The sequence below is a fragment of the Terriglobia bacterium genome (genome assembly GCA_020072645.1).
Classification (GTDB): domain Bacteria; phylum Acidobacteriota; class Terriglobia; order Terriglobales; family Acidobacteriaceae; genus Angelobacter.
On the sequence record JAIQGK010000005.1, the window covers coordinates 270,429 to 290,815 of the forward strand.

The window sequence follows — 20,387 nt, forward strand, 5'->3', positions numbered from 1 at the left end:
CAGCAAAAAAATGTGACGCGCTGTTCTCACTGAACTTTTCCATGCGGCCGGACAGCGGCCAGCGCCGTAGCGCAGTCGGCGGCGGTCAGCGCGGCGAGGCGAAGATTATCGACGGCGGCCCACAGCCAGAAACCGTTTTCATGGACCACATCACGTCGCACGGCGACCATGATTTCGTCCTTCCCCGCGACATTTACGTTGCTGGGAGAATCCTCTGGAGAGCGCGCAATCTGCACATGCTCACCCGCAAGGCTGCGGGCAAAATCTCCGATGGCCATGGGAGCGGCCATCTCTATATAGATAGAAAAAGTATGCGCGTGAAAAACCGGCGCTTGTACCAGCGTCATCGCAGGCATTGGCGCGTGAACGCCCAACAGCTTGCGCAGGTGCGCGGCAATGCGGCGCTCCGTCGCTTCCAGTGGCTTGGCAGAAGCGCGACCATAACGGTCAAGCATGTTGAACGCAACTTGCGAATCAAAAACGCCGGTAGGCAACTGTTGGAACGAAAGTAGATTTACCGTCTGCTCATGCAGCTCGTCCATGCCCTGGCGTCCGCGTTCAGAGACGGGCTCAAAAATTGTGGCAATAGTGTTGCGGACCGACCCGGCCTTGCGCGCGCGCAGCAACAGAAGCGCCAGCGCCACCGCTGCGGGATGAGCCATGACGATCGAGCTCGACTCCAGCGTGAACTGCGTTAGCTCCCCCAGTTCGCGCTCAATCCACGGCGCGCTCACGGGGACGCCGGGCTCATTCTCCAGCGCGTATGACATATCGACAATCGCGCTGCCAACTTCACGCGCCAACTTCCATTTTTTGCGGGTGAAATCTTCTTCTGAAGCGAAAAATGTAAAGTCCATTTGCGCCAGCTCGTCGCGACCCACGGGCTGCACCACGGCCACTTCGTCCTGCATGCGCTCCAACTGGCCCAAAGACTCGTCGTCGTCCAGCAGCTTGATTTCCGCCGTCGGGAAGTTGCGTTCTTCCAGCACGTCCTTGAGTTCTTTGCCTTTGAGTGAAGCGGCGCCGACAATCGCCACGCGGAAGAGGTTCTGTGTCTCTGTTTTCATCTGGGTTCTGGAGCTTCATTATATCCGTGCTTTGGCTCCGGCGGCTTACGCTTGAACATGTATGAGAGCCGTGTAAAAACTCCACTCATCGCATAAGAAATTGCAATGATGAACAGCATGTAATGGTGGAAAGCCACCAGCAGTGCAAGAAATCCGCAGATAAGAATAAAGATCTGGAACGGATGCCGATTGCGCAGGTTGAGGTCCTTAAAGCTGTAAAAACGCCAGGTGCTCACCATGAGAAAGCCCACGGCAATGAGCAGCGCAAACCAGATTGGCGCAAGTTGCGGCCACAAGATTGGATATCCGCGCACCAGGTGGATTGTCGCGGCAACCACGCCGGCGCCGGCGGGAATGGGCAAGCCGACAAAATACTTTCTTCCGGGCCGCCCCGGATTCGATGGCTGCGGATTGACTTGAATATTGAATCGCGCCAAGCGGCTTGCGCCCGCGACCAGAAAAATGAACGTCGCGATCAGCCCCAGCTGCACCATCTTGTCGTGCACGGCAGGGAATCCGCGATCAGGTAACAGACCGAAGCCCCACATCCATGCCAGCAATGCGGGCGCAACGCCAAAAGTGATTACGTCCGCCAGGGAATCAAATTCGCGGCCAAAGTCGCTGGTGGTGTTGGTCATGCGGGCAATGCGGCCATCAAGTCCGTCAGCCACCACGGCAACGCCAATCGCCATGGCAGCGTGGTCAAAGTGCCAGAAGTCCTGCGCCGTGCCCTGCAACGTCTGGCTCAGCGCGTAATAGCCTGCGCCAATATTTGCCGCGGTAAAAAGCGATGGCAGGATGTACATGCCTTTGCGCATGCGGTTTTTTCCCACCGGCGGAAGCTGGTCTTCCCATCGCCGCATGGGAGAAGGCATTTTCATCGGAAGGCCCCTGTATTTTCCCGCTTGGGTGTGGTTGGCGATTTGCGCGGCGCTACTTTCGCCAGAATGCTTTCGCCGCCTTTTACTCGATCACCCATCTTTACGCTGATTTCCGCGGGCTGCGGAAAAATTACGTCTGTACGCGAGCCAAACTTGATCAGCCCCACGCGCTGTCCGCGCACAAGCTTTTCACCCGGCTTGTGATTGAACACAATGCGCCGCGCCAGCAAGCCGGCAATCTGCTTAAAGACTATGGTCATGCCGTCGCCTTCCATGGTGACGATGTTCTGCTCGTTGTCATCGGCGGAAGCCGAGGACATGGCATTACCAAACTGGCCTTTCCTATAGACCGCGCTCTTGATTACGCCAGTAATGGGCGAGCGGTTTACGTGTACATCGAACACATTTAAGAAGATGCTGATGCGCGTGCATGGCGCGCCGTTCAGCTGTGTCGATTCCACCGACGTAACTTTTCCGTCGGCTGGTGAAACGATCAGTCCTTCGCCCGCAGGGATCGCACGCTCAGGATCGCGAAAGAACCAGAGGAAGAAAGCTCCCAGCAGGATAGGCAAAGCGGCAAAGGCGAGTGAGTGCGTGAGCCAGCCAATCGCGGCGGCAACCACAGCCATCCCCAGGGCGTAATAGATCCCGTCACGAACCATCCCTCTGATTATAGCGATTGAACGTGCTGGAACGCGCCTAGTTCTTTACCAGAGCTGTCGATTTCCGTGGTTCGCGCTGCTTTGCCTGGGCAGCCAGTCTCATATACATTCTGGAGCGCTGGAACGGTGCTCTATAAAGATGGAGTGTGGAATTCCGCACTGGAGCATGGCGGGACATTGAGATTGATCGGCTACCTCGCCCGTTGTGCAGAAGTACGACAGCACCGTTACGCTATGAGGACTGTAATGAAGCCTTTGCCTTTTGCTCTCTTTATTGTGTTTGCGTTTGGCGGTCTGAGCGCGCAGCAGGCCGCCTGGCAGCCATCGCCTGGACACACGCAAATACCAATATGGCCCGGGACGGTGCATGACGCGCAGTCTGTCGCGGGGCCGGAAATCGCAACGACGAGAATGAAGGACAACTTCGTCGGCGGCAGGCCGTGGACTTACATCAGCAACGTCTCGCAGCCTACGATGACGGTCTATTCGCCGGAAGGAAAGAATACGGGCGCAGCGTTCGTCGTGTTTCCTGGCGGAGGCTACAAGATTCTGGCCATCGATCTGGAAGGCACAGAGGTCTGTGACTGGCTCACTGCTAAGGGGATCACTTGTGTGCTGTTGAAGTACCGAGTGCCGGGTGAGCCGGGATATCCAAAACCCGCCACATATCCGAAATCAGGGCCGTATCCGGAATCACCCATGGCGTTGGAAGATGCACAGAGGACGGTGGGGTTGGTGCGCTTTCACGCCGCGGAGTGGCACATTGATCCACACAAGATCGGAGTGCTGGGATTTTCGGCAGGCGGTCATCTGGTGGCAGCAATGAGCGCGCATTTTGCCAAGCGTTTGTATCCGGCTGTCGATGCCGCCGACAAAGAGAGCTGCCGGCCGGATTTTGCGGTCGCTGTTTATCCGGGCCATCTGTCATTCTCCGCGGCGGAGCAGGATGCCAGGCAAGGCGCCAAACAGTTTGTGCTGCCTCATCCGCCCGCCGCCGGCAAAGATCTAGCTTTGAACCCGGATCTCCATATCACCAGTCAAACGCCGCCTACGTTCTTGCTTCAGGCGCAGGATGACCACGTGGACAATGTAAATGACTCGCTGGCTTACTACATTGCGCTGAAGAAAGCTGGTGTTCCCGTGGAGATGCATCTGTATGCCCAGGGCGGACATGCATTTGGACTGCGGCGTACGAAGTTCCCGATAACAAGATGGCCTCAATTGGTGGAGGCGTGGCTGGGAACGCTCGGGATAATCTCGGAGTAGCGGCTGTTAGCGTACGACAGCAAAGTGTCTCCAGAATGCCTTCAACACGGCTTTGACTATTTATCAGACTGGCTCTCTTGCTTGAATGGCAACCTGCAAAATATGAGCGCCATGAATCGGAGTGAGATTTTACCTAGGCGTTGGTCGCAGCCGCGTCCAAATGTGAAGATTCTCCTTCCGTGACCGTCCTCACAGAGCAGGGACATAACAAGGACTAACCTTAATATGCAAGCCGACTCAGGAGTCACCGGCAGCGATGCCGACCGTCACCATTGCCGAACCGCCCAAGCCCGCGCGGGCCGCCCCTGCGTCGCCCGTGGTGTCTTCGCCGCCGACTCCCAAAAATCACTTCTTTACGCTTACTACGGTGATTGCAATTTTTACCGCGCTGGGAATCGCGGCATATCTGGTCACGCGATATCTTCTGCATCTGCCGTGGCATCAGTGCCGCTGGATATTAATTGCAGTGCTGGTCATAGGCGGCGCGCCGCTTGTATTCGACCTGGCGCGTAAGGCCGTGGCAGGAAACTTTGGCTCTGACCTGCTGGCGGGAATTTCCATCGTCGCTTCGGTGGTGCTGGGTGAATATCTGGCCGGATCGATTGTGGTGCTTATGCTCTCCGGAGGCACGGCGCTGGAAGAATATGCAACGCGGCGGGCTTCTTCGGTGTTGAGCGCGCTGGCCAAAAGAATGCCGCGCATCGCGCACCGCAAACAAGATGACCAAATCCTGGACGTTGACGTTTCCCAAATTCAAATCGGGGAGCGGCTGGTGGTTTTTCCCCATGAGATATGCCCCGCGGACGGCATAGTGGTGGAAGGCCGTGGCGCAATGGACGAGGCCTACCTCACGGGCGAGCCTTTCTTGATCCAGAAGGTGCATGGCGCAACCGTGCTCTCTGGAGCGCTGAATGGTGAAAGCGTTCTCACCATCGCGGTCGCAAGTCTGCCCGCTGATTCCCGTTACGCCAAGATCATGCACGTGATGCAGATGGCGGAAGCCAATCGGCCGCAAATGCGTCGCATTGCTGACCGGTTGGGATCGTGGTACACGCTGGTCGCTCTGGCCGTCGCAGCAGTGGGATGGATTCTCGGCGCCGATCCTACGCGCTTTCTTGCCGTGCTGGTGATTGCCACGCCGTGCCCTCTGCTGCTGGCGATTCCCATTGCGATCATCGGCGCGGTGTCCGTGGCTGCGAGCCGCGGCATCATCATCAAAGACCCGGGGATGCTGGAGCGCATTGATACCTGCCGCACCCTCATCTTCGATAAGACAGGAACTCTCACCTATGGCCGGCCGGCGCTGACGGATGTGATGTGTGCGCCCGGACAGACTCGCGAAAGCATTTTGCAAATGGCCGCCAGTCTGGAGCAGTACTCCAAGCATCCGCTGGCGCTCACCATCAGCCGCGCCGCGCAGCAGGAAGGAATTTCTCTTGCGCCCGTGTCAGAGATCAGTGAGAAGCCCGGCGAGGGATTGAAGGGAACTATCGACGGCCGCCAGGTATTGATCACCGGAAGGAAGAAAGTTTTGACCATGGGCGATGCCATCTCTTCCCAGCTTCCTCCGCCCACGGCGGGCATGGAGTGCATCCTGCTGGTGGATGGGTGCTATGCCGCCACGCTGCAATTTCGTGATACGCCGCGGCAGGAGAGCCGGTCGTTTATTACGCATCTGGGGCCGCGCCACCGTGTTAATCGTGTGCTGCTGCTCTCAGGCGATCGTGAAGCTGAAGTCCGCTACCTGGCGGGCGAAGTGGGAATCTCAGAGATCCTGGCCAGCCAAAGTCCGGAAGAAAAAGTGGCAGTCGTAACCGCCGAATCAAAGCTGGCCAAGACCATGTTCGTGGGCGATGGTATTAACGATGCTCCAGCCATGCAGGCTGCCACCGTGGGCGTGGCCTTTGGCCAAAATAGTGACATCACTGCTGAAGCCGCCGATGCCGTGGTGCTGGAAACTTCGCTCAGCAAAGTCGATGAGCTAATCCACATCGGGCGGCGGATGCGGAGGATTGCCCTGCAAAGCGCCGTGGGCGGCATGGCCGTAAGCATGATCGGGATGGGCTTCGCCGCTGCGGGCTTTCTGCCTCCGGTGGCTGGCGCGGTCATGCAGGAAGTGATTGACGTAGCCGCCGTCCTGAACGCTTTGCGGGTGGTATTTCCGGCCCAGGAGCTGAGCGACGATACTGGCCAAAACTAACGGAGCGGTACTTCGTTTCAGCGAGTTTTACTTTTGGCAAACAGACAAAATTAGTGCAGCGATTCGCCTACTTGAAGTACTTATGGTTTTTTAAGTGATGCGCTGCTCTTACCAATTGGAAGCGAGGATGATGGCCACAGTGATTGCATGGGGGAAACGGTTCCCCGATGACGCATGTTACTTCATGCTCCTCGTGTGTGTGGTTTGGATCGTGCGTAACCTTGTAAATTCCAGACTTAGGAACCTCGTCTCCAGGTTTGTATGTTTCTGTCATTTCGACTACCTTTCTCGATCGGCAGCTTGAATTGTACGCCTACGATGTACAATCTTGGCCGGTATGGCTATAACCGTGGAGCAAGTGGATGAATGGCGTGCCTGTGAGTCTGAAACGCAGGTTCTCGAGTTCAAAGAAGCGAAGAATCAATACGACAGCGAAAAGTTATTTTCGTACTGTATTGCGATTGCAAATGAGGGTGGCGGCCATCTTCTCCTGGGAATAAAGAACAAAGCGCCAAGGGAGGTGGTCGGGACAGCTGCTGTTAACGATCCGATCGGAATGGCGGATAAGGTTTTGCAAAAGCTTGCTTTTCGAGTCGAGGTCGATGTCGTTCAACATCCTCACGGGAGAGTTGTCGTTCTTACAATTCCGAGCCGTCCGAAGGGCCCGCCGTTGCATCTGGAGGGCCGCTATCTCATGCGTAGCGGTGAGTCACTAACTGCCATGACCCCAGATCATCTCCGAAAAATCATTGAAGAGGGAAAGCCGGATTGGTTGGAGGAATTCTCAGAATTGGGTCCTGTCGATGCAGAGCAAGTAATATCTCTCCTCGATACGCAACTCTATTTCGACCGAATCGGTCTTCCTTACCCAAGCACTCGCGGCGATGTCATTGACCGATTCTGCGCAGAACGTCTCATCCAGACAAGCAGCCGTGACAAGTACTTGATCAAGCGGCTAGCAGCCATTCTATTTGCTAAGAAAATGGACGAATTCCCAGACATACAACGAAAGGCCCCCAGACTTGCAGTCTTTGAGGGTACTGACAGATTCTCAATTAAGCTGAATCAAGTTGGGGGACGCGGATATGCCTCAGGATATCAAGGGCTTGTGAAATATATTATGGCCCAATTACCGCAGAATGAGGTCATCGAGAACACGCTGCGCAAGAAAGTCAGCCTCGTGCCAGAAATCGTCATGCGCGAATTAGTCGCAAATGCCCTAATCCATCAAGACTTCACGGTGTCAGGTGCTTCGGTCATGGTAGAGGTTTATAGTGATCGCATAGTCATATCCAATCCAGGGGTTCCAGTTGTCCGTTTAGAGAGGTTTATTGACGGCTACAGGTCGAGAAATGAGCGGCTCGCCGATCTAATGCGAAGAATGAAAGCGTGTGAAGAACAGGGACTAGGGATCGATCGCGTCATTCAGAATGTCGAAGTCTATCAGCTACCAGCACCAGAATTCAGAGCTGATGACACTAGAACAATCGTCACAATTTTTGGCCCCAAGTCGTTCCATGCCATGACTCGCGATGATCGAGTGAGGGCGTGCTTTCAGCATTGTGCACTGAAGTATGTAATGAATGAGAGAATGACAAATGAATCATTGCGTCAAAGGTTTAAATTACATGAGTCTCAGGGGGCCACAGCTTCCCAAATCATTTCTCAAACTGTTGAGACGGGCCTTATTAAAACAGATCCGAGTGTCGGAGGCTCAAAAAAGTTTGCCCGTTATGTGCCTTTTTGGGGTTAAGTCTTATTAAATTGTATAGCCAGCCAATTACTCATAAAATATATAAATTACTGAAAATAAAAGAGATCCTTATTTAAGCTTATTCTCGGGCCGTTAGCCGAATGGCCCAAAAAGTGCTGCAAAAGATTTTTAAGCTGAGGTATATTTTTCCATCTGCTTTTGACTCTTTTAGTTAACGAGGCAAGTTCATCCGTCAATAATTAAAGGGGCATGGACCCGGAAGCCATGCCCCTTTTACTTTTGTCTTGGATAATTCCCGCCCTTTTGTTCCTACCGCGTGATTTCACCCAAACACCGGCAACGATTGATTATGATTCTCCAGTTCTATCCCTGAGAAGACCTTGACCAGGAGAGTCGCGGATGAAACTTCGTGTCCCCGTGGTGTTTTTGCAATTTGCGTTATTCAGCATCCTTGCGCTGGGCCAGCAAAAGCCGCCTGCAGATTTGCAGCCCGTGATCGACCAACTGGATAAGACCGCTGCCGAGCTGGTGAAAGACCCCAACGCCGCCAGCTTCACCATTGGGCTGGTGCAAAAGAGCGGCCTCGTCTGGACCAAAAGTTATGGATACGCCGACATCGCGAACAAGAAGCCGGCGAATGCCGATTCCGTTTATCGCATCGGCTCCATCACCAAGCAGTTTACGGCGCTCATGCTTCTGCAACTTGTGCGCGACGGCAAAGTGCATCTCTCCGATCCCGTCGAAAAATATTTTCCAGAGATTCACCAGGTAACCGGAGAATACAAAAATGCGCCGCCCATCACGCTTGTCCAGCTGGCAACGCACACTTCTGGGCTCGACCGCGAACCAGCAGAGACGAAAACCTATGTTAAAGGCCCGGTTTCCGACTGGGTAAAAATTTTGATCTCGGCGTTGCCGCACACAAAATATCTTTACGAACCGGGAACGCGCTTCTCCTATTCGAACATCGGCTATGCCATTCTGGGGGCGGCGCTCAGCCGGGCCGCGCACCAGCCATACACGGACTATGTGAAAGAAAAAATATTGCTGCCGCTGGGCATGACGCACAGCGACTTTGAAGCGACAGCGGCTATCCGTAAGGACCTCGCCATCGGCTACGACCTGGACGACAAGGAAAACAAGCTGGATGCCGAGACAGCCGAAAAAGAGCATCAGAGCGGGCGCGGATACAAAGTTCCTAACGGAGCGATCTATTCAACCGTTGGCGATATGGCGAAGTTTGAACAGTTGGAAATGCTGGGTGGACCGGAAAGCGTGCTATCGAAAAAAGAGCTTGAAGAAAACGCCCAGCGGTTGATTACGGGAAACCGCGGTCTTGATTTCGGTTATGGCATCGGTTTCCTGGTCCAGCGCCAGGCCGGGCATGTCTTCATCGGACATTCGGGCGCCGTCGCGGGTTATCTGGCAATGGCCATGTACCAGCCCGCGGCGGAAACCGGCATCATCATCCTGCATAATGAAATTGCGCCGGGTATGCAAAAACTGATGGAAGTCTTTACCAAGACCTTGCCCGTAAAAGAGCCTGAGGCCGGCGGACGATAGCACGAAAGCCGCCAGGAAAGCAGGCGAGTACTTACCGGTTGTGCAGAGAAGCACTCAATATCTCAGGTATGGATATCTCTCTTCGCAGCTCAGGGTCGAGACTTCGGGAAATCGATCAGCGCAGGAGTTTCTTTTTGGCGGCGGCAAACTCGGAGTCGGTGAGAGCGCCGCGTTTATGAAGGTCGGCGAGCCGGGCCAGCTCGTCGGACAAGCGTTCGTGAGGCAAATGTTCGTGGGACAAATGTTCGTCGGAAAAGCGTGAGTCGCCGGAATCGGATGCTGCGGAGGCGGCTTGGGCCATTTCGGTGGATGCTTTGTCGTAGTCGAAGTGCTGTGGGTTGGCGGGATCAACGCGCAGAGTGAGGCGGTCACCAACGGAAGGGATTTCTCCGAGCATGAAGAGGCCCTTGAAAATAGCTTCGTAGGCTGCGGTGCCATCTTCGGGCTGGATGCGCAGGCGCAGGCGACGCCGAATATAAACGTTGTTGACGACCACGTTCATCCACGGCTTGAACACTTCAAGCACCGTGCCGGTAGCGCGGATGCCCCGCTGCTGGAGCGCCTGAGCACGGCTGGTAACGCGGCCGATCCAGGTGGCGACGGCAATAGTGATGGCTGTCCAAGGCAGAAGGAGCCAGCGCGAGGACGGAACTGTCCAGTCGACGAACCAGGGAAGCATCGAGGCGGCAAACCACCAGAGGACCTTCTGCTCGGGAACCAGATTCATGATCCACATGAAGATGCTGAACTGCGCTAGATAGCCGACGACCCAAACAGCGGCCAGGGTGCCGTTGAGGGTAGAGTTCCCGCAAGCTTCAAACACGCCCGGCGCCAGCAAAAGCACGCACCAGAGAGTCAGCACTGAGTAGAGTTTGCGCATATCGGTCAGGGATACTTTAGGGGATAAAGCCCGCAAGTGCCAGAGGATACATGTGTTGGGCAAAGTCCGTAATCCCAACGTTCTAGGCGAAAATTTGTTGCATCCAGCCCGGGAAAGAGTGCGAAACCTTAGAGGCCGCCGGGCATCTAATCTTCAAGGGCAATTCACAGGGCAGCGGCGGCGGTATCTTCTTTGTTTTAGCGCGGGTGGCAGGGAAAGACTCTTTTCTTATTGACCGAGTTTATGCTAACCTTAGTACTCTCGGGACGTGCGCGCATTCCAAACCAAAATACCTGCCGATATGCTTTAGTGGACACAAGCGTACAGCCCCGTATTGCCATAAAAATGAGGTCATGGTTTGGCTCTAGAAGATAAATTTGACGATATAAAAAAGCTGATTGATGCCGGCAAGGAAAAAGGCTACCTGACTTACGACCAGGTAAATGACCTCATTCCTGGGGACGTTCATTCGCCCGATGACCTCGATGATTTGCTGACCACAATTGGCACCCAGGGCATTGATGTTCTGGAAAGCGGCAAGGGCCTGCCTTCTGAGCAGAAGTTTGAAGATATTGAAGAAGGCGAAGACGTCGAGCTTGACCTGACGCCCGGCGCGCTGGAGAAAACCAACGATCCGGTGCGTATGTACCTGCGCGAGATGGGCACGGTCCCGCTGCTCACGCGTGAAGGTGAAGTTGAAATCGCAAAGCGCATTGAGCGGGGGCAGCTGCGCGTGCTGAAAGCGCTCTCTCGCTCTCCGATCGTGATCAAGGAAATTCTTGCGCTGGGTGAAGACCTGAAGCGCGGCGTGCGCTCGATCAAAGAACTCGTCGCGTTCGACGAAGAAGAGATCACCGACGAAATCGTCCAGGCGCGACTGAAAGATTTTGTCGGACAGATCGACGACATCGGCAAGAGCTACAAAAAAGTCCAGCAGCTTGAAGAAAAAGCTGAAGCGGTAAAGCAGAAGAAAAAGCCAAAAGAGTCACGCAAGGTGCGCTGGGCCCTGGGACGCGCGCACGTGCAAGTTTCCGGCGGGATTCGCAAGCTGAAGTTCACCAACCCGGAGCGCAAGCGGCTGATTGACCGCGTCAACAAGACGGTCGACTCCATGCGTTCGCTCGACCGCCAGATCAACAATCTGGAAAAAAAAATCGAGGCAACGCGGGTTGAGGAGACCAGGCGCGAGTACCGGCGCATCCAGCGGCAGCACCGCAACGATCTGGAAAAACTTGAAGCCGATTGCGGCGTCAGCTACCAGGAACTGCGGCGCACGCAGCGCGAAATCATCCAGGGCGACGTTGACGCCGAAGCCGCGAAGCGCGAGCTGATTGAAGCCAACCTGCGCCTCGTCGTCTCGATCGCCAAAAAATATACCAACCGCGGCCTGCAGTTTCTCGACCTCATTCAGGAAGGCAACATCGGCCTGATGAAGGCCGTGGACAAATTCGAGTACCGCCGCGGCTACAAATTTTCGACGTACGCCACGTGGTGGATCCGCCAGGCCATTACGCGCGCTATCGCTGACCAGGCCCGCACCATCCGCATTCCGGTGCACATGATCGAGACCATCAACAAGCTGATCCGCACGTCGCGGCAGCTGGTGCAGGAACTCGGCCGCGAGCCAACGTCAGAAGAAATCGCCAAGCGCATGGACATCCCCGTGGCCAAGGTGCGCAAGGTGCTCAAGATCGCGCAGGAGCCCATCTCGCTGGAAACGCCCATTGGTGAAGAGGAAGATTCCCACCTGGGCGACTTCATCGAGGACCGCTCCATGGTCTCGCCCGCCGAAGCCGTCATCAACGTCAACCTCAAGGACCAGACCGCGCAGGTGTTGCGCACGCTCACCCCGCGCGAAGAAAAAGTCATCAAGATGCGCTTCGGCCTTGAAGATGGCTCCGAGCACACCCTTGAAGAAGTGGGCCAGTCCTTCGCCGTCACGCGCGAACGCATCCGCCAGATAGAAGCCAAGGCGCTGCGCAAACTGCGGCATCCATCGCGCTCGCGCAAGCTCAAGGCGTTCATGGATGGCATACGGGAAGCGTAGCTCCGACTGCGGAACCCCTGGGCTTTAAGCCACGGTTAATCAAGCCTAACTTTGTTGTTCGATCATGAAATTCAAGGCGCTGCGACGAGCAGCGTCTTTTTGTTTGCGCCCTTTGCGTCCTTTGCGGTGAAAATAATGCTGACTGCTTCCGTATTACTTCCGTAACCAATTTTTCTTTGCGCTGGCCTGCACCGCCTGCGGTACACTCGTGCAACAAGTATCGTAAAAAGAGCATTTTTACCGCCCCTTAAGACTCACCACGCCCACGGAGGAAAAGCATTTGCGTCCTGTCTGCATTGCCATCGCCACTTTCTGTCTCTTACTTTCAGGCTGCGGAGGAGGAGGCTCCAGCACTCCGGCCCCCACGCCCACTCCTGTTCCGCAACTCGCTCTCACGTCGGGCAACTGGGATTTTGCCGCGGCTTCCAGCAGCGGACCAAACTTTCTGATCGGCGGCAACGTGGTGCAAACCGGCTCCAGCGTCACCGGTGGGCTGCGCGTAATTAATTCCGCCTGCTTCACGCCCAGCACCTCGGTGCCCATTACCGGCGCCATCAGTGGGCAAACGGCAACCGTTACTTCTGCCGCGATCGCGTCGCAAACTATCAATGCCACGCTTTCCGGCTCAGCCACGTCGCTCACCGGCAGTTATACCGTCACCGGCACAGGCTGCGCCGGCGGAGACAAAGGCAACATCGCGGGCGTGCTTGTTCCTTCCATCAGCGGGACGTGGAAAGGAACTTTCATATCGAACACCGTTGCCAATCCCAGTGTGGGCGTAAGCGCCACCATCACTGAGGGTGCGCCCGACCCCAGCGGCCTCTTTGTACTCACCGGCAGCGCAGCTTATACCGGCTCGCCTTGTTTCGCCACGGGGACCTCGGCCACCGGCAGCGGCATGGCCGGACGCACTACCGACGTTCTTCTTAAAAACGATGACACCAGCACCGTGGAGTTCATCGGCGCTTTGAATAATCCTGCGGCGCCCACCCAGATCACCGGCACTTATACGGTTACCGGCGGCCTCTGCGGCGGCGACTCCGGCACCGGCACGCTCACGAAACAGTAGTGGGAAGTTACAGCGGGAAGTTACCGCTGATTTACAAGGATCACGCTGATCTTTTTTCGATTCTGGACTGCAAAGGCGCGGTTAACAGCCGCGCCTCTTTATGTTGTATTGGCGACTCTAGGGTGGAAGAGCGGCCCTTTTGGGCCGCGAAAAGATCAATTTAAAAGATTCTTCCTCGCGCCTGCGGCCCGCGCGCAGCGCAGCGGAGAGCGATAGCCACCTGCTAACAAGGCGGAAATTGCGGTATCCTGTAACCCTCATTCGATGAGGCCTTCCGAGATCACTAAAACTAACACAATTTATGCATGAGGCTATCCAATCTGAACTGATAAAGAACCTCAGCACTAAGCGCCCGCCTCGTATTCTTTACCATTACACCTCGGGCTCCGGGCTGATAGGAATCCTTAAATCAAAATCGATCTGGGCTACTAGCATTCGATTCTTGAATGACAGTACTGAGTACAGTCTCGCTCTCAAACTCGCTCAAGAGGTTATCCAGAGAAGAATTGAGGACGCTGGCAACAACTTCGATCGCGGCCTCTATAAGGTCCTCGAAGAGAGATTAGCCGGTGAAGAGGGACACGGTGAAGTGTATGTAAGTTCCTTTACGGAAAACGGAGATCAGCTAAGCCAGTGGCGCGCATACTCACCGCCGACTGGCGGGTTCGCAATTGGGTTTAGAAGCAAATCTCTCACTGGCTTGACGGAGGCAAACCCGGATCGGTTCTTGGCGCCTTGCACTTACGAGGCATTATCTCAAAAAGACCTGATCAGTCACCTTATTAACACAGTCGAGAAATTTGCCGAAGAAAGCAATGCTCACAACAGGCTGAACCATGATCGCGTTTTCCGAGAATCCTTTAAGCTGTTGGGACGTCTGCTGCCTCTAACCGCACCAGCGCTTAAAGATGCCAGTTTTGCTGAAGAAAAAGAATGGAGACTCGTCCGGCTGCCTTCTTCCTTTGAAGAAGGGAAATTGCAGTTCCGAGAAGGTAGATCCATGCTCATCCCGTACAATCAACACTTTTTCCCAGACAATCACGGATCACTTCCCATTGAAGAGCTCGTCGTTGGACCGACTCCACATCCTGAATTGGCGCGCGAAGCCGCACAAGCATTGCTAATGACTCACGGACTAACGACAGCCATCGTGCAATTATCCTCAATCCCTTACCGTACCTGGTAAACCTTTTAGTGGAGCTTGGGTTCTGCCGTCTGCGTCGCTCGTCGTCCTTCAGGTTCTTGGAAATGCATTCAGTCTTTCAAGGGCGCTTTTCTTTTGCAAGACAGGCGCGCAATATATTTGTTTCAAACCAGAAGGAGGTTACATGCGAAGCGCGATTTACTATCCACACACCACCATTAAAAGCCCTGATCTTTTAAAAAGATGCTTGATGCTTTGGGACCGCGTGAAAGTCATCGTACCTTGGGACACTTATCATATCAACTACGACTCTCGAGTCGAACAGGAAGCATTCGAGCTTATCGGAGTTCGGCATTATCCGACGCAGACGGAACGAGAAGCCACGCATCAAATGGTGCGAGACTTCGTAAAAAGGCCGCTACCTCTCGCTTTCTCATACCGCTCGGTTCAAGACCCGAATGAGATTTATGAAGTATATCCGCAAAAGCTTTTGCCAAAGACTTGGGAACTACTCCAAGGCCGCGGACTTGCTAAAGACACCAAAGTAATGCGCCGTCGTTCTACATATTTGGCTGCGGAGCCAACAGGTCTCGCATTGATGGGCCTTTTAGCCGATTGCTGCGCCGGAGAAACATTTGCCCGCATCACGGATCGTTCCGCAGCATATGCGGGCCTCGCAGGATTATTGACAGCTTCTGAAGAAAGTGACGTAGCCAGCGCGCGAGAAGAACTCCTACCCGTAAGTATTGAAATCGCCAATGTTGAGGATCTTCCTTTAAAAACATGGCTCGACCTTCGGCGCAGGGAAGAATCCGCTTCGGACGGAGCTTCAATTCGGCAGCTGCGGCACAATCTTCTTGATAAATTGGAAGACCACGCAAAAAAGCTTGCGGCACACAAGGATTCGGCACGTGAAGAGCTCAAGCGACAATTTCAACAGGATATGAAAGATGACTACAGGGAGATGAAAGAAGCTCTAAAGCTTGAAGGCTCTCAAATTCTAACTAGCAAGGAAGTTCTCTTATCTGTTATTGGCGGAATAGCCACCCTAGGCTTATTGGCTGGCCACGTTGCAGTGCCTATGCCAGATGTTGTTACAAGTGCTGGCGCTGCGGCCACTATAGGCGGCTTAATAGGCTCTCGGTCTAAATTTGCAAGTACACGCCGCAAGATATTGAAAGAACATCCAATGGCATACTTCTATGAGGCGGCAGGAGGAATACGGTGGTGAGACCTGAGAGCCTCCCTCGTGGAACCGAAGAATTATTTAAACAAAGACGTACGGTGATATTCCAAGCAATCTTCATCGGGTAGAAATCTTCCCGGCAAACTGATCCGCTGGCCTTCAAGATCCAGCAAACCCACACGATGCAGCGGAACAGGATTGGCTTTCTTCAGCCGCTTGGAAATTAGCAATCGGCTATCTGCATCCACGCTGATCAATCCGCGATCAAACGCGCGGTCATGCAAGACGCACAAGCAAAACCCATTGCGCGGATCGGCCCGCAACTCGACTGAAACCTTCCAAGGAATAATGTGGCTCGCGTTGAGCAATGAGCGGACTTCAAGTCCGCAAAATGAGCACTTAAATCCATAACTTGCCAAGACCGATCTGCTGAAGAAGCTTTGCACCAAGCGCATGGGACGGGTCAATTGCTTTTCGGTAGGCCCCTCGGGCAAAGTAGGCTCCGTTTCCAGCGCCGCCTCTACCGGAACGGAAAAGCGGTTGAACTCTTCTTCGCTCTGCTCGGCCACACTATTTGGTGCAGCCTCAAACTCTTCCCAAATCGCGCGGTCCAAACTGCTTACGTTCCCCAATCCTTTTATGTTTCTTTTCTTCTGTGCGGGATCAAGGCTCGCAAAATTGACCAGCTTCATGGCTACAGCACTTGGAGTCCGGCCAATCGTCTTCGCAAACGCGACGATGCTCGGATTCGTGCTATGGAGTTTGCCAAACGGAATCCGGCAATAGAGGTTAAAGCAGGCTAACGCTTGCTCTCGGGTCCAGTTCTGGTTTCTCAAATATCTCCTTCGGCGCGCAAGGGCTTGCGTCCACCATTTCTAAATTTGCATGCTAAAGCTCTTTAATATGGCTCACGACGCGTCCGCTAAGAACATCTTGGAGATCTCTGGCCAACGCCCTTAATTCATCTTGTACCGTGGGATGAACAGCCTTCCCTTCAAGTACCTCAACCAAATTCTCCATGAACCGTGGATCGTGTGAACGTATCACGGTCTGGGTGCGCTCCGATGCTACTTAATATAAGTTTGTCATTTAGACCTGCTCACTTGGTTATGACTTGCCCGCAATCGTCTGAAAACCAGAGCATTCCTTCAGCGCGAGTTTACCCTGGCTGTGACTTCAAGGCGACAGAATTTATTTCGTCCATTACTCGCAACTCGCGGTACTCGGCTTTTTCTCTCTGTTCTATTCGCGCATTTTCGCGTTAATTCGCGCATCGCTCCTGCTCTTCTCCGTGTCTCCGTGCCTCCGTGGTGAAGATGGGTTTCCATTCGCGTCATTCGCGGCCACTCCCGCTCTTCTCCGCGTCTCCGCGGTGAAGACCTTCCCGTCACGAGTGATCGCCCAATTTTTTCACCACCTTGCTCAGCTCAATCACCTCCAGCCACTCCGGACAATCCGGCCAATTATGTTTCCAGCACACAATCGCATGGCATCCCCTGGGATTATGCCGATGCAATTTGAAATTCCGGCTGTAGATCTCCAGTTCAATAAACACCAGTTCCCACTTTCCCGGCGCCACCTCTCGTTTGGCCTCGCAATCGGGAAACGCCGCCTGCAACCGCTCCACCCGGAACCCTAGGTCCGCCGCCACAATCCCGAACAGAAACAACACTCCTAGCTCGTTCGTCGGCGCGTGCGCCATCGCCGCCAGCCCTAGCGGTTCGCCATACACCACCGGACGCCCGCATGGCTCTTGCCCGGCGTATGCCCCGTTTCTATCCAGCAGCGAATGCATTTCCTCTGTGTTGCTTTGTGCCCTTGTTGGTTCAAGATTTTGTGGTTCAAGGTTTTGATTCGCGTCGATTTGCGTTCTTTGTGTCGCCATTAATATCTCGATCGCCAGCGCCGCCGCCACGACTTTTCCCAACCTCATCCCGCCCCGCTGCCGATCAGTGTTATCAGTGGCCATCAGTGGTTGGTATTCGGTCTCCGCTGTTCGGTAGGTTTTTCTTTCCTCTTCCTCTGCGCTCCTTTGCAGTTCCCGGTTGTCATTCGTGTCCATTCGCGTTAATTCGCGGCCAACCGCTCCGATCTGCGTTTCTCTGCGCGAATCTGCGGCAACTATGCTTTCCTCCGTGATCCTCTGTGGTTCAAGGTCTTGCCCTTGGTTTTGATTTTGGTTTTGATCTTGCCAACTGCTGCCTTCTAATTGCCAACTGCTCTCCTCTGGCTGAATGCTTCTTTGCGATTGCTGCGTGCTTCTCTGTGCCGCCATTAATATCTCGATCGCCAGCGCCGCCGCCACGACTTTTCCCAACCTCATCCCGCCCCGCTGCCGATCAGTGTTATCAGTGGCCATCAGTGGTTGGTATTCGGTCCCCGCTGTTCTCCGTGTCTCAGTGTCTCCGTGGTAGGTTTTTCTTTCCTTTTCCTTTGCGCGCTCTGCGTCCTTTGCGGTAAAAGGTTTGGCTGCTAGCTCTAACAGCGGAAATTTCCCCACCACGATCTTCACCACGTCCGCCCACTCCCGCTCCAGATGAAATTCCCTCACCAGCAACACAAACTTGTGTGCCATTTGGCTCCAGACGATGCGCGCGTGCAGCGTTCCCGCATGATGCACCCCATATTCGGAATACTCCGCGCGGCTCGGCAGCCGGCCCAGCTTGCGTACCACGCGCGCCCAATCCAGCGTCAGCGCATTTACGTCCAGCGCGCCGCCTCGCGGCCCGGGCTCCAGCCCCGCAGCTCGGACTGCCTGCCTCATCCCACGGAAATGTTTGTACACCTGATACCAACTGATCTTCGACGCCCGCCGAAACTCCGCCTGGCTCGGCGCGCGTCCCAGTCTCTCCGAGCATTTCTTGATCGCCGCAATAATCTCGTCTCGTTTGTGCATGTTGCCTCCAATAAGAAAGGCCACCCATTTTTGGGTGGCCCGATTTCAAAATTGTTCTTGAGTCAATAACTCAAACACTCATCTCCCGCGAGGCAAGTGTCAGGGCGCGGCTTCAGTCGCGCCGTCAGTGCCTTAACAAGAATTGGGCTTCAGCCCTTGAGCTGTTGTTGTGTTTTGTGGCACCGGCACTCTTGCCGGTGAAAATTAACTTCCGACGTTTACTTAAATGACGCGAACTTAGTTGGAATGACGTGGAGCGCAGGCGCCCTCGCCCTCAACATGCCATCCCGAACCCCAAGGTCGAGCCTTCGGTGAGACCGCAGTGGTGAGGGATCTGCTCCCGCTACTGTATGGCGTGAGCCAACAACGCGTCAGCTATTCAAATCGATGGGATTCCAAAGACAGCTTGACGTAGACCGCAGACGCCTCGCCTGCGTTTTTCTTGAATTTGAGGAATCAGATCAATGAACGCAGCTTAAACACAAAAGCTAACGGCCAATTGCTATTTGCTAATTGCTTTTTCGAATGCAGCTGGACACAAAAGCTAAGAGCTAAAGGCTAGGAGCTAGTAGCTGCTTCTACCCACACCACGGCCCCCAACCAGGATGGCCGTCGCAGCCAAGCGTGCCCATCCAACTGGCACACTCCAGGATCCTCGGGGCCGCGGTAACTTGTGGACGAAACGGTGGCCCACTGACCGCAGAGTTGCAGGCCTTTTTCCGCTTTTCACGGTCCTCCAATCTTCCGGAGGTTCGCCGGCGCCGCTCCCGGCTAGCTTTGCCTACTATAGCGAATGTGACACGAACAAGTCAATAGTTTTCTTCTTTAAATTCAATTATTTAGAGTCTGATAACGCGTTCAATCCGTCAAGCTGATCGCATTATTTCAACCACCTGATCTGCCCATTTCACAGCGCCTCATCGAATGCCTTTTATTTGGCTTTGAGCGCGGCGCAGGCGGCGTTGAACTCTGACTTGCTGCCTTCATGCAGGGTCAGCGGCACCACCTCCTGTATGTAAGGACGCATATGGTGGTTGGTGACCAGAGCGCCGCCGGGATCGAAAGCGCGGTTGAGCGAGCCATGGTCGTCAAGCACAAGGTCAGGGTTGTTCCACTTGCCGCGGAACTCAAGTGACGGATCGGTCCTGCCGCTGAAGGTCGAGTAATAGGAAGCATAAAGATGCGCCGTCTTGCCCTGGAGATCGATGCCGTGAGGGTTTTGAAAGTCGCCGCCGAGGCGGAGCTTGTATTGCTCTCCACGCGGGGTGCAAATCACGGCGGTGCCGGAAACATGCGTCAGTCCCATGTGCCTGCCCGTCCTGGGAGAAAAGGTCACCAACACGGCGTAGTCGCCGGCGAGCTTGGAATGCATCTGTCCCCAGCCCGTCCACTGCGGGATGATATGGAAATGGCCGCCCATGTAGAACCCCCAAGGAGCCACAATCGCCATGACGCCCCCTAGCACCACAACGGCGAACACAAGCGCGCCCAGCACCTGCACCACGCATCCCGGCCCAGCCTTGCGTCGGCCAGGCGGCGTGGGCAAAAGCAAAGACGCGGAATTCTCACGGTACTCCATGGCGGCAGTAAGTGTATCGCAATGCGGCTGCTGGATTCGTAACGGTTAGATACGATTGACAGTATCGGTTTGAATCGTATTTAATCATACATCTCAGAAGGAGCGACTTCGAGTGCAGCTTTCCGCCGATTTACCTGCACGATCATCCGCCGCCCTGACGCGACGCCGGCTTCTTGCTCATGCCGCGACCTTCGGCGTCGGCGCGGCCCTGGGCTTTCGACCGTTGTCAGCTC

Annotated in this window: 16 protein-coding genes; 8 read left to right on the forward strand and 8 right to left on the reverse strand. The window is 54.7% G+C overall.

Annotated features, from left to right (window positions below; all coding sequences use genetic code 11):
- Positions 1-26: 26 nt before the first annotated feature.
- The 3 genes from LAO76_09770 to LAO76_09780 form a co-directional block, all read right to left on the reverse strand.
- A complete protein-coding gene (locus LAO76_09770; GenBank protein ID MBZ5491205.1) occupies positions 27-1,067 on the reverse strand; it encodes a segregation protein B in 1,041 nt (346 codons plus the stop codon).
- Positions 1,064-1,873, reverse strand: a complete 810-nt coding sequence (locus LAO76_09775; protein ID MBZ5491206.1) for a phosphatidylcholine/phosphatidylserine synthase — start codon at positions 1,871-1,873, stop codon at positions 1,064-1,066. The genes LAO76_09770 and LAO76_09775 overlap by 4 nt, the downstream gene beginning before the upstream one ends.
- 71 nt (positions 1,874-1,944) lie before the next feature.
- A complete protein-coding gene (locus LAO76_09780; GenBank protein ID MBZ5491207.1) occupies positions 1,945-2,610 on the reverse strand; it encodes a phosphatidylserine decarboxylase family protein in 666 nt (221 codons plus the stop codon).
- Positions 2,611-2,856: 246 nt separating this feature from the next.
- Here LAO76_09780 and LAO76_09785 point away from each other — a divergent pair, with 246 nt between their 5' ends.
- Together LAO76_09785 and LAO76_09790 are read left to right on the forward strand one after the other, a co-directional pair.
- Complete coding sequence (locus tag LAO76_09785; protein MBZ5491208.1) at positions 2,857-3,876, forward strand: alpha/beta hydrolase; 1,020 nt, start codon at positions 2,857-2,859, stop codon at positions 3,874-3,876.
- A gap of 256 nt (positions 3,877-4,132) precedes the next feature.
- Complete coding sequence (locus LAO76_09790; GenBank protein ID MBZ5491209.1) at positions 4,133-6,076, forward strand: heavy metal translocating P-type ATPase; 1,944 nt, start codon at positions 4,133-4,135, stop codon at positions 6,074-6,076.
- Positions 6,077-6,143: 67 nt separating this feature from the next.
- Here the strand turns inward: LAO76_09790 and LAO76_09795 are convergent, their stop codons facing one another.
- Positions 6,144-6,350 carry a YjzC family protein gene (locus LAO76_09795; GenBank protein ID MBZ5491210.1) on the reverse strand — a complete coding sequence of 69 codons (207 nt, stop codon included), beginning with the start codon at positions 6,348-6,350 and terminating at the stop codon, positions 6,144-6,146.
- A gap of 63 nt (positions 6,351-6,413) precedes the next feature.
- On the opposite strand from LAO76_09795, the gene LAO76_09800 reads away from it, so the two are divergent.
- Together LAO76_09800 and LAO76_09805 are read left to right on the forward strand one after the other, a co-directional pair.
- On the forward strand, positions 6,414-7,829 hold the full coding sequence (locus tag LAO76_09800) for a putative DNA binding domain-containing protein (GenBank protein ID MBZ5491211.1): 1,416 nt from the start codon (positions 6,414-6,416) through the stop codon (positions 7,827-7,829).
- A 360-nt stretch (positions 7,830-8,189) separates the two neighbouring features.
- On the forward strand, positions 8,190-9,353 hold the full coding sequence (locus LAO76_09805) for a beta-lactamase family protein (GenBank protein MBZ5491212.1): 1,164 nt from the start codon (positions 8,190-8,192) through the stop codon (positions 9,351-9,353).
- Between the two features lie 115 nt (positions 9,354-9,468).
- On the opposite strand, the gene LAO76_09810 is transcribed toward LAO76_09805, so the two are convergent.
- Entirely contained in the window at positions 9,469-9,855 is a 387-nt protein-coding gene (locus LAO76_09810) for an SHOCT domain-containing protein (GenBank protein MBZ5491213.1), read from the reverse strand.
- A gap of 736 nt (positions 9,856-10,591) precedes the next feature.
- Here LAO76_09810 and rpoD point away from each other — a divergent pair.
- The 4 genes from rpoD to LAO76_09830 all read left to right on the forward strand — a co-directional run bounded on the left by rpoD (position 10,592) and on the right by LAO76_09830 (position 15,724).
- Positions 10,592-12,280, forward strand: a complete 1,689-nt coding sequence (gene rpoD / locus LAO76_09815; protein MBZ5491214.1) for an RNA polymerase sigma factor RpoD — start codon at positions 10,592-10,594, stop codon at positions 12,278-12,280.
- Positions 12,281-12,560: 280 nt separating this feature from the next.
- A complete protein-coding gene (locus LAO76_09820) occupies positions 12,561-13,349 on the forward strand; it encodes a hypothetical protein (protein ID MBZ5491215.1) in 789 nt (262 codons plus the stop codon).
- A 442-nt stretch (positions 13,350-13,791) separates the two neighbouring features.
- Positions 13,792-14,535: a DUF2971 domain-containing protein gene (locus tag LAO76_09825; GenBank protein MBZ5491216.1), complete on the forward strand. Its 744-nt coding sequence runs from the start codon at positions 13,792-13,794 to the stop codon at positions 14,533-14,535.
- A gap of 142 nt (positions 14,536-14,677) precedes the next feature.
- A complete protein-coding gene (locus tag LAO76_09830) occupies positions 14,678-15,724 on the forward strand; it encodes a hypothetical protein (protein MBZ5491217.1) in 1,047 nt (348 codons plus the stop codon).
- Between the two features lie 32 nt (positions 15,725-15,756).
- On the opposite strand, the gene LAO76_09835 is transcribed toward LAO76_09830, so the two are convergent.
- The 3 genes from LAO76_09835 to LAO76_09845 form a co-directional block, all read right to left on the reverse strand.
- Positions 15,757-16,515, reverse strand: a complete 759-nt coding sequence (locus LAO76_09835; GenBank protein ID MBZ5491218.1) for an HNH endonuclease — start codon at positions 16,513-16,515, stop codon at positions 15,757-15,759.
- Between the two features lie 551 nt (positions 16,516-17,066).
- Positions 17,067-18,575 (reverse strand): hypothetical protein, encoded by a 1,509-nt coding sequence (locus LAO76_09840; protein ID MBZ5491219.1) that lies wholly within the window; start codon positions 18,573-18,575, stop codon positions 17,067-17,069.
- 931 nt (positions 18,576-19,506) lie between these two features.
- Positions 19,507-20,154: a hypothetical protein gene (locus LAO76_09845; GenBank protein ID MBZ5491220.1), complete on the reverse strand. Its 648-nt coding sequence runs from the start codon at positions 20,152-20,154 to the stop codon at positions 19,507-19,509.
- Positions 20,155-20,387 lie beyond the last annotated feature (233 nt).